This is a genomic window from Candidatus Accumulibacter contiguus (assembly GCF_012940005.1).
Lineage (GTDB): Bacteria > Pseudomonadota > Gammaproteobacteria > Burkholderiales > Rhodocyclaceae > Accumulibacter > Accumulibacter contiguus.
The window spans coordinates 47,472-55,158 of sequence record NZ_SPMX01000041.1; the positions used below are offsets into that span (position 1 = coordinate 47,472).

Annotated in this window: 10 protein-coding genes; 4 read left to right on the top strand and 6 right to left on the bottom strand. The window is 61.7% G+C overall.

What is annotated here, in order from left to right; all coding sequences use genetic code 11:
• Positions 1-80: 80 nt before the first annotated feature.
• Both E4Q08_RS14660 and E4Q08_RS14665 read right to left on the bottom strand, forming a co-directional pair.
• Positions 81-1,043, bottom strand: a complete 963-nt coding sequence (locus E4Q08_RS14660; RefSeq protein ID WP_169070936.1) for an endonuclease/exonuclease/phosphatase family protein — start codon at positions 1,041-1,043, stop codon at positions 81-83.
• Between the two features lie 9 nt (positions 1,044-1,052).
• Positions 1,053-2,018: a Vgb family protein gene (locus E4Q08_RS14665; RefSeq protein WP_443984455.1), complete on the bottom strand. Its 966-nt coding sequence runs from the start codon at positions 2,016-2,018 to the stop codon at positions 1,053-1,055.
• A 286-nt stretch (positions 2,019-2,304) separates the two neighbouring features.
• Here E4Q08_RS14665 and E4Q08_RS14670 point away from each other — a divergent pair, with 286 nt between their 5' ends.
• Positions 2,305-3,135, top strand: coding sequence for a caspase family protein (locus E4Q08_RS14670; protein ID WP_034912997.1), 831 nt, complete (start codon positions 2,305-2,307; stop codon positions 3,133-3,135).
• 138 nt (positions 3,136-3,273) lie between these two features.
• On the top strand, positions 3,274-3,936 hold the full coding sequence (locus E4Q08_RS14675; protein ID WP_169070937.1) for a S1 family peptidase: 663 nt from the start codon (positions 3,274-3,276) through the stop codon (positions 3,934-3,936).
• Between the two features lie 110 nt (positions 3,937-4,046).
• Here E4Q08_RS14675 and cas1 read toward each other — a convergent pair whose 3' ends face one another.
• From cas1 to E4Q08_RS14695, 3 genes are all read right to left on the bottom strand, one after another.
• Positions 4,047-5,339, bottom strand: coding sequence for a CRISPR-associated endonuclease Cas1 (cas1, locus tag E4Q08_RS14685; RefSeq protein WP_248594930.1), 1,293 nt, complete (start codon positions 5,337-5,339; stop codon positions 4,047-4,049).
• Between the two features lie 16 nt (positions 5,340-5,355).
• Complete coding sequence (locus E4Q08_RS14690) at positions 5,356-5,643, bottom strand: CRISPR-associated endonuclease Cas2 (protein ID WP_034912485.1); 288 nt, start codon at positions 5,641-5,643, stop codon at positions 5,356-5,358.
• A gap of 358 nt (positions 5,644-6,001) precedes the next feature.
• Positions 6,002-6,343, bottom strand: coding sequence for a hypothetical protein (locus E4Q08_RS14695; RefSeq protein WP_169070938.1), 342 nt, complete (start codon positions 6,341-6,343; stop codon positions 6,002-6,004).
• Between the two features lie 12 nt (positions 6,344-6,355).
• Between E4Q08_RS14695 and E4Q08_RS14700 the strand changes: the two genes are divergently transcribed.
• Together E4Q08_RS14700 and E4Q08_RS14705 are read left to right on the top strand one after the other, a co-directional pair.
• Positions 6,356-6,598, top strand: a complete 243-nt coding sequence (locus tag E4Q08_RS14700) for a type II toxin-antitoxin system Phd/YefM family antitoxin (protein ID WP_034949359.1) — start codon at positions 6,356-6,358, stop codon at positions 6,596-6,598.
• The gene (locus tag E4Q08_RS14705) at positions 6,595-6,858 is read left to right on the top strand and encodes a Txe/YoeB family addiction module toxin (protein WP_169070939.1); all 264 of its coding nucleotides are present in this window, start codon (positions 6,595-6,597) and stop codon (positions 6,856-6,858) included. The genes E4Q08_RS14700 and E4Q08_RS14705 overlap by 4 nt, the downstream gene beginning before the upstream one ends.
• Here E4Q08_RS14705 and E4Q08_RS26405 read toward each other — a convergent pair.
• Positions 6,833-7,207: a type II toxin-antitoxin system RelE family toxin gene (locus tag E4Q08_RS26405; RefSeq protein ID WP_443984454.1), complete on the bottom strand. Its 375-nt coding sequence runs from the start codon at positions 7,205-7,207 to the stop codon at positions 6,833-6,835. The two genes, E4Q08_RS14705 and E4Q08_RS26405, sit on opposite strands and share 26 nt — an antisense overlap.
• Positions 7,208-7,687: the final 480 nt, after the last annotated feature.

The following is a 7,687-nucleotide window of genomic DNA, read 5'->3' on the forward strand; positions in this document are numbered from 1 at the left end:
AATACTGCGCAGTCCTCCGGACCCAAGCGAGTGCCAACACGATACACGCTTGTCCCCGCGGACAAAAGTGGTTCGCAGGGTCAATGACGGTCCCATTGCTCTGCATTGATCTGAATCCACACGATGACAGGCAGGTGATCGCTGCCGACTTCCGGTCCCAGTCGCTTGTCCACCACGCGGATTGGCTCCGTCACCAGGCAGTGATCGAGAGGAATTCGCGCCAGCGGCATCCAGTCGGGCCACGAAGCGAAAAGGCCACGTCCCTCGGAGGTGTTCCTGAGGCGACCATCAGCAAGCAAATCAGCAAAGAACGGACTCCACGGAGTCGTGTTGAGATCCCCGATGACGATGACCGGCGAGGTTTGCCTGCGGACAAAGGCCGCGATTTCCCGGAGTTGATCATTCCGCAGCTCGGCGTATTGCGAAGTGACAGGCGGTAGCGGATGGGTACCGAGCAGCAGGATGTCACGGCCGTCGAATCGGACCGTCGCAGTGATCGAGGGAACGCCGGCGTGACCAAGCTCGACGATGCTTGCCCTGGTCAGAGCTGTGCGGCTGAAGAGTGCGATGCCGAAATTGTCATCGCGTGCGTTCGCAATGCGATGCGGATACTCGCCGGCCAGTGGCGCAAGCCTGTCCATCCAGCGATCATCCACTTCCATCAGCAGGACCACGTCCGCATCGGCGTGGCGCAGGAAGTCCAGCAGCAGGTCGCTGCGCTGGTTGGCGGTGTGAACATTGATGCTGACGAGCTGCAAGCGCGCGCCGGCCGCCGCTACCTCTCCGGTGGGGCAGAGCAGCCACAGCAGCAACACTCCGTTGATGGTCGCACAGGCAGTGCAAATGGCCGTTGTCCGCCAGCGCCCTTGCCATGCCCAGAGCCCGGCCAGAGTGAACAGAGCGACCGCCAGTTGAACACGGAAATGGGCGCTCAGTTCAAAAATCCACCACAGTCGTCCGAGAAATCCGGTGAACGTCGCTGTCGCCAGAAGCACGCTGCAGGCTTCGAGCAATCCCACGCGCGAGACGGTGGATCGTTTCACAGAGTGCGATCAATACCGGACGACCACCAGCCGGTCTGCGCCCGATTCGGCTCCCCAGGCCTCGCCGGCGCGGCCTGACATCTGGCGTACGTTTGCGCCGCGTGCGCTGCTCGGGAAACTCTCGAAAGTTTCGCTCTGGGGATCGAAACGCACGATGGCATTGGCCGTGAAGTCGGTCAGCCAGACCTTGTCGCGCTCGTCCACCCACACCGAATAGGCACGTGCTGAGGCGCCAGGTAGCTTCCAGGCTTTCCAGGACTTGCTGGCAGGGTCGTACGCGCTGACCTTGCCGCTGTTCCATTCGCTGACCCAGATACGTCCGCTCGCATCGCTCCATACGCGCCGCGCTCCCTGGTTCGGCGTCGGCGGGTCGATGGGCTTCGCCTCACCACTCGCGAGGTCGATGCGTGCGATATGGTTGCCGGCGAGCGAGGCATAGTAGACCTCGCCTGATGGCGTGGTCGTGATGCCGTAGGGCCCACTGCCGCGTGGCGACTTCCACAGGTCCACCTTTCCTGTCGTCGGGTCCAGCCGGCCGTAGTACCCCGACTGGCCAGTGAACCACAGGCGGCCGGATTGGTCGAAAGTCGCGGTGTTGAGGTTGGCGTAGGCCGAGCCTGGCAACGGCCAGCGCCTGATTTCCCGAGTCGCCGGGTCGACGCGCACGATGGCATTCAGTCCGCTGTCAGTGACCCAGGGCGCACCGTCAGGACCAACGATCACCCCGTGCGGGGACGAGCCTTCCCCCAGTCCGATCTGTTCGACCTTGCCGTTCGTCGGGTCGACCCTGCCAAGCGCGCCTTGCCCTTGCGCCGTGTACCAGACCGGGCCGCCTGGTTTCGGGTCGGGCGCCACGTCGTGTGGCCGTGCTCCGCGCGGCAGCTCGAAGTAGCGCACCTCCGCAGCCTCCGCGCCGGCAGCGAAAACAAGACAGGACCAAACAAGACAGGACAGCCATCGTCCCAGGTGATTCATCCAGATCATCATCGTCGTCCCCGCAGCGTGCAAGCCAGGAGCAGGGACGCTGCAGGCATGACTTGCACACGAAAGATAGGAAATGCAGTGCTACGCCAGAGAGTATCACTGAGCACGGCAAACGCGGTCAATCGAAAAACTTCTCGCTTTTCTCGGGCGGCCGTCTATATTGAATTAAATGAATTGCCTGCCTCGACTCATGCAAGTGCCGGTCAATCTGGAGCTATGCAGCCGAGGAAAGGACAGGCGTTTCCGGCAACTGACGTTGATGAGAAAGGAGTCAGAAATGGCAAAGAAAGCACTGATCGTGGGAATTAACGACTATGCACCGGTCGGAGCCGGAGGCCCCGACCTGAGGGGGTGTGTAGCCGATGCGCGAGACATGGCAAATACCCTGCATGTGCTCGGAATCGTTCCGGCGGTACCGGCGAGCATGCGCATCCTGACCAATGCGAATGCGACGCGGGCCAATATCCTCAGCGGGCTGAAATGGCTGATCACGGGCGCAAAGGCGAAAGATGTGCTGGTGTTCTATTACTCCGGGCATGGCTCCCAGATTCCCGATCCCAGTTCGGAAGAGTCGGTGGACCACATGGACGAGACCATCTGCCCACATGACTTCGCGAGCGCTGGCATGATCACCGACGACGTACTGCGGCAGGCGATTACCGGTCTTGCGGCGGGCGCCAATCTCGATGTGATCCTGGATTCCTGCCACTCCGGCACGGCGACCCGGGAACTGGCAAACTTCACGGTACGCTACGTCGATCCGCCGCTCGAACAGAGCTTCTTCCGGGACGCCAATCCCAGGGCCGACCTCAGGCGCCTCATGGGTCGGGGGGCCGCCGCGCGGGACGCGGTAGTCGTGCCTGGTCTCAACCACGTACTGTGGGCCGGTTGCCGTGACAATCAGCTATCCGGCGAGGGACCGATCGATGGAGGGATTCGGGGCTTCTTCACCTACTGCTTCTGCAAGGCACTGCGCGCGACCTACCCCAACGTCACCCGCGGCAGGCTCGATTCGATCGTTACGCCGGCCGTCAAGGCGAAGAACACGAGCCAGACGCCACAGCTTGAAGGCACGCCAGCGTCGATCAACGAGAAGGTATTCACCTGATCGTCTTCGCCCGGCCGCTTTCTGCCCGCCCCCCGCAGGGGGTGGGCGATGGGGGGGTGAAGCCCGGCCGCGCGAAGCGGCCGCATTTCTTTCTGTGATAGGCTCGGCTTGCTCCCAGGTCACCGATCCATTTCGCGCATGACGACCGCCAATACGCTGTACACCGTTCTCGGCGTGGCGCCGGATGCCGGCAGCGAAGAGATCGACGCCATTTTCCGGGCTCGGGAGCTGGCCTTGCAGGGTCAGGCGGACGAGCTTTCGCTGCTGCGTTGTGGCCTACGAAACGCTGCGCAATGCCGATCAGCGCGCTGCATACGATCGCAAGCTGGCGAAACAGCAACAGACCGTTCGCAGCAAGCGACGAAAGTGGAAAAATACGCACGCCTGGACGGCGAAGACGCATGTCTGCTGTTCGCTCCCGGCGCCGGCAACGACAGCCTCACCTGGGGCAGTTCGGACTCGCTGCGACCAGGGGACACTGTGCACACGATGGGACATCCCGGCGGGTCGAGCAGCATCATCTGGTCGGAAGGGCAGTTCCGCATGCGCGTAGACCGCGGTCGCGAGAGCGTGCTGGTGTCGAATAACTATTGCCGTCCCGGCTCCTCGGGCGGGCCGCTGCTGGATAGCGAAGGCCGACTGGTCGGCGTGGTCTCGCAAGTGCAGGTCAGGGCCAGAGACCGCGAGCCTGTGCAATACGGCGACTGTATTTCGGTCCCCGAAGCCAGCGCCCGCGTGCTGCTCGGCAAGCCGCTGTTCCCCATCGCTCTGGCGCCGGCGCAGTACCTCCGCAATGACTGAAAACGACACTGGACAAATTGATGACCTGCACCTGCAGCAATTTCAGTGTGCTCAAGCCGAAGAATACTTGCGCCAGCACGTAGCCAGCACGTAAACCGGCATTGCCGGTGTCAAGCGATCGCCGCCGGCAAGCCGGTCCAGAGGATTCCCGCGGGCAGGCTGGCGCGTCCGATGCGGCCCTGAAAACCACGCGCCGGCAGCGCATAGCAGCGTACGTCGTCGTCCTGCGGCTTGATCAGCGCGTCGATCTCCTGCAGGCAGCGATCCTTGGCGGCGTCGCTGCCGACCAGCAGGAAAATGCTGTATTCGAGCGGTGAGGCATGCCTGCACATCTCGTGATGGACGCGCAGCAGGCGGCGCGGATTGCTGATGTCGTAACCGATGACGAAAGCCTGTTCAGAAGTCATCGCCGTCCACCTCGCGTCGGTGGCCGGGGCAACGCTGCCGGCCGGGCACGGCGCACCCACCGCACCCGCCGCCGAAATCGCGTTCGCCACGTCGGAGATGCTCTCGGCGAGCAGCTTGCGCAGGCGTGCCGCCAGCGCCTCCCACTCGGCGTAGAAGCGCGCGCGGCCGGCCTTGCCGAGCAGGCAGCCGCTCTCGGTACTGGAAAAATCCTCCGGACGCAGCTTCTCCGAGCGAAACAGCATCAGCGCGTGCTGGTCGACCTCGACGCGCAGCGGCTCGACGAGGTCGCAAGCCAGCGACTCGCGCCCGAAGTCGAGCGCGTGGTAGAAGCCGATGAAGGGATCGAGCCCGGCGCCGTACAGCGCCAGCACCGCCTCGGCGTGCAGCAGTGTGTAGCCGAGCGAGAGCAGCGCGTTCGCCGGATCGCGCGGTGGCCGGCGGTTGCGACCATTGAAGTGCAGGCGAGCCGGCAGCAGCTCGGCGAAACCCTCGAAGTAAGCGGCCGCGCCGGCGCCTTCGAGGCCGCGCAGCGAAGCCATCGACGGCTGCTGATCGACCGCCGCGATGCTGGTCGCCAGTCGCTGCAGGGTCAGCGTCAGCAGGTAGCGCGAGCCGGCTTCGCTGTCGCGGCGCGCGGCGAGGAATGCTGCCTGCGAGCGCAGCTTGGCTTCGACGATGGCGCGAGAAAAGCGCAGGCAGAAATCCGCATCGAGCGACAGCCGGTACTGCGCGACGCGGCGTGCGGCGTCGTTGTGCGGACGACCGAGCAGCATCGTCGGCTCCGCCTTGCGGCCCGAGAGCACCACCACGCCGATGCCGCGCTCGCCGAGCTTGCCGAGCAGCGATGAAGACAGCGTCACGTCGCCGCGCAGGAACACCCGCGCCAGCGGCGCCAGCGGCACCGTGCCGATGCGCTCGCCATTCTCGTAGAACACCAGCGCCTCGCCATCGGCCTTGAGCGTCACCCCGCGCCGGTCCACATACAAGCTGGTCATCGCCTTCTCCTGGCCATCAGACAATCAGAAAAACATCGGTCACCGGTGCCGTCGCCCGCCCCAGCAGATCGCGCGGCATGCGCGGATCGAGCTGGAAAATGTGCGCGCGGTCGTGGCTCAGGTCGAGCATCCCGGCCAGCGTGTCTCGCACCTCGCACAACTCGGCGGCGGTCAGCCAGCACTCGAAGAACGACTTCTGGCCGCCGACCTTGTAGCCGATCAGATACCGGTGTACCCGCTGCAGCCGCTTCGGCTCGCAGATGTCGTAACAGACCAGGTACAGGGTTCGTGCCGCATCGCTCATGGCGCCACGATAAGACGGCCCGGCGCGGTTGTCCGGTCTGGCAAGCTTGCCAGCGGGGCAGATAGTAGAGGCGAAGTGGAGCCCTATGCGGCACTGCGTGCCGCAGTCGCGGAGATGCCAGGGCAAACAGCCGATGATCGGCCTAACGGTCATGGCTTTGTGAGACACCCCGGATGATGAAAGCCCTGACCGTTTCCCTCTCCCCCGACCCCTCTCCCGCGAGTGGAGAGGGGAGATTCGTGAGTCGCTGACGCGACTTTCACGGTAAGTGCTTCGCGAAGAGTTCGAAGCCTCCTGACGAGGGCGCAACACAAGAAAGCAACAAAGGGGCAAGCTTGATCTGCAGATTTCAATCAAGCTACAACGGCTCCTGCTCTCTCGCCTCTGGTACGACCACTGCCGGCTTTTTCGGCCGGCCACGCGGTCGGGCTTCGCGCCGCTGTCCGGTCGCCTTCTCGATGCTGTCGAGAAACCGGGAATCCCCCAGAGGCTGGCCCTGATCCAGCGCCAGGCGGATGTCGTCGACCGTCTTGGCGTTCAGTTCCCGGTCGAACCACTCCCGATACGCCGTCCGCCGGTCCGCTTCGGTCCTTCCCAATTCACCATACAAGGGATGCGGCGTCAGCAGATGGTCGGCCTGTCCGAGCCCGTTCGCACGGATTGACGTAGCGTACGTAAATACGTACCATGGCGTTCTCATTGGAGATCAACCATGATCACACTCACCGCGAGCGAAGCCCGAGCCAATCTGTACCGCCTCATTGATCAGGCCGCAGAGTCCCATCAGCCGATCCACATCGCTGGCAAGCGCAGCAGTGCAGTTCTCCTCTCGGCGGAGGATTGGCAGGCCGTCCAGGAAACGCTGTATCTGCTCTCCGTACCCGGCATGCGCGAGTCCATCAAAGAAGGCATGGCCGAGCCTCTTGGCGAAAGCGCCACGAGGCTCGACTGGTGAGTTGGCAGGTCGTTTTTTCCAGGCATGCAGAGAAAGATGCGAAGAAGCTGGCCGCGGCAGGCCTGAAATCAAAAGCCCAAGAGCTGCTTGCAGTACTTGCCAACGATCCATTCCAGAATCCGCCGTCCTACGAGAAGCTGGTTGGTGATCTTGCGGGTGCCTATTCTCGGCGCATCAATATCCAGCATCGCCTGATCCATGAGGTTTTCGTCAAAGAACGCGTCGTTCGCGTGCTCAGGATGTGGACGCACTATGAATAAGAGTGGCCCAGGCGCACGTTCCAAGGGGCCGGTGAGTGTGGTCCCCCGAGCTTTCCCCTGAGTGCGCCGAATGTTCATTCTTCATCTGCTTCAGTAAGCCGTCATACTGCGCATGACTTCCTGCCCAGAACCACACAATTTTTTCACCGCCCAGAATACCGACTGCTCTGTAATCTTTGGTGATTCGCACGGAGTAAACGGGGAGACTCGAATGGACCCTCTTGAAATTCAAACTTGGATACCACGGATCGTCACGAAATAATGTATAGGCTTCCTTGGCTTTAGCTTGAATGTCTCGTGGCAACACTCGAAAGCATTTCAAAAACTTTGGAGTGGCTCTTGATATCACAGCTTGTTCGGATCTAGTTCTGTTGTCTTGCCTTGATCTTCTTCCCGCAAAGCTTCGGCGGCCAACTGAGCCAAGATGTCTTCCGACTCAGAAAAAAAGCTCATCCCACCTCTTTTCCGATTTGATCTCGTCAAGAATCATCCGGGCAAGAATGTTTTGCTCCAAAGTCGGGAGCTTTGAGGCAATCTCAAAGGCTTTCTCAAGCAAGCTAGTCATGGTACTTTTCGTCTCCTATTTCACATCTATATGTTGAAAGAAGAAGAAAAGGGATCTGACCCTCATGGCGCTCGTTGGCGACAACGAACTGGAGTTCTGGTGCGAAGTCTCAATCCCTTTGATTTCAGGGCTGGTTACTGACGCGTAACTGGAGAACGAAAGCCCAGCGACAGCCGGGTCTCAATCCCTTTGATTTCAGGGCTGGTTACTGACGTACAAATAGAAGCTAAGAGTTCTTAGCTTCTTAGTCTCAATCCCTTTGAT

What these genes read in the sequence shown, in the direction of transcription:
- E4Q08_RS14670 (WP_034912997.1), top strand. Translation starts at nt 2,305, where the DNA reads ATGGCAAAGAAAGCACTGATCGTGGGAATTAACGACTATGCACCGGTC.
- cas1 (WP_248594930.1), bottom strand. Translation starts at nt 5,339, where the DNA reads ATGACCAGCTTGTATGTGGACCGGCGCGGGGTGACGCTCAAGGCCGAT.
- E4Q08_RS14675 (WP_169070937.1), top strand. Translation starts at nt 3,274, where the DNA reads ATGACGACCGCCAATACGCTGTACACCGTTCTCGGCGTGGCGCCGGAT.
- E4Q08_RS14700 (WP_034949359.1), top strand. Translation starts at nt 6,356, where the DNA reads ATGATCACACTCACCGCGAGCGAAGCCCGAGCCAATCTGTACCGCCTC.
- E4Q08_RS14665 (WP_443984455.1), bottom strand. Translation starts at nt 2,018, where the DNA reads ATGAATCACCTGGGACGATGGCTGTCCTGTCTTGTTTGGTCCTGTCTT.
- E4Q08_RS14695 (WP_169070938.1), bottom strand. Translation starts at nt 6,343, where the DNA reads ATGAGAACGCCATGGTACGTATTTACGTACGCTACGTCAATCCGTGCG.
- E4Q08_RS14690 (WP_034912485.1), bottom strand. Translation starts at nt 5,643, where the DNA reads ATGAGCGATGCGGCACGAACCCTGTACCTGGTCTGTTACGACATCTGC.